Here is a 1,265-nt window from a genome sequence, read left to right as displayed (position 1 = left end):
TAGAGGTCCTCGCGCCAGAAGGGCATGCTCATGCAGCGCGGGCCGCCGCGGCCGCGGGAGAGCTCGGCGGAGGGCACGACGAGAAGGTCCAGGCCCTCCTTGTACAGCACGTCGTTGGTGACGGTGTTGCGGGCGTAGACGCAGATCTTGCCGGGCTCGACGCACAGGGTGTTGGAGCCGTCGTTCCACTGCTCGCGGGAGGCCGCGATCGGGTCGCCGCCGCCGCAGGGGATCAGCTTGACCTGGTCGACGCCGGTGGCGTCCTCCAGGACGTGCTCGAGGGTGTCCTCGATCAGGCGGATGTTCACGTCGCCCGGGTTCTTGCCGGCGGTCAGCTCGTAGACGCGCAGGGTGCCCATGATGGCGGGGTGGATCGTGAACTTATCGACGTCGATCTGGGTGAAGACCGTGTCGAGGTGCATGAAGGCGCGCGAGACCGGGATGTCGAAGGCCAGGATGCGCTCGACCTTGGAGTCGGAGTTCCAGAAGATGTTCTGGGCCATGACGTCGATCGCGGCGGCCTGGGTGCGCTGGGAGATGCCGACGGCGAGGGTCTTCTCGTTGATGTTCAGCACGTCGCCGCCCTCGGTGTGGAACTGGCAGTCGCGGCGGAAGTACAGGGAGACGTCCTTGTAGTCGGGGTGGTACTTGAAGACGTACTTGCCGTACAGGGTCTCGCGGTTGCGGGTGACCGAGTACATGCGGTTGAGGTTGACGCCCTCGCCGACGACCGCGAACGGGTCGCGGGTGAAGTAGAGGTTGGGCATCGGGTCGATGATCAGGTCGGACTCGGACTCGGAGTTGACCAGGGAGTCGAGGGTCGTGGACGCCGTGAGGGGCATGTCGATCTCGGCCTTGGTCATGCCGGCCATGGTCTTCTTGACGAACTCGAGGTTGTCCTCGATGGAGTCCAGCTTCTCGCGGACGATCTGCGGCATGTGCTGGCCGCGGATGCCGGCCTCGGCGATGTACTGGTCGGTGAACTCGGCGCGGGCGCCGGGGACCTGGTCGAACACCTCAGCGACGAGGTTCTCGAGATAGAGGACCTCCACGCCCTGGTCCCTCAGGATCTGGGCGAAGGTGTCGTGCTCCTGCTGCGCGACCTCCAGGAACGGGACGTCGTCGAACAGGAGTCGCTCGAGCTCGTCGGGCGGCAGGTTGAGGAGCTCGTCGCCGGGACGGTGCAGGCAGACCTTCCTGAGCTTGCCGATCTCGGAAGGCACGTGCAGACCTTTCGTCATGGCCTCCTACCTTTCTTTCGGGCC

1 protein-coding gene is annotated in these 1,265 nt (G+C 65.5%); it reads right to left on the bottom strand.

The window, feature by feature from the left end; all coding sequences use genetic code 11:
- Positions 1-1,241, bottom strand: a 1,241-nt coding sequence (arcA, locus tag PGW49_RS10330) for an arginine deiminase (RefSeq protein WP_099431519.1), incomplete at its 3' end; no start/stop codon positions are given.
- Positions 1,242-1,265 lie beyond the last annotated feature (24 nt).

This window comes from Collinsella aerofaciens, from assembly GCF_027679495.1.
GTDB classification, from domain to species: Bacteria; Actinomycetota; Coriobacteriia; order Coriobacteriales; family Coriobacteriaceae; genus Collinsella; species Collinsella aerofaciens_AK.
The sequence above is the reverse complement of the archived record's forward strand: the minus strand, read 5'-3'. Positions and strand labels throughout refer to the sequence as shown.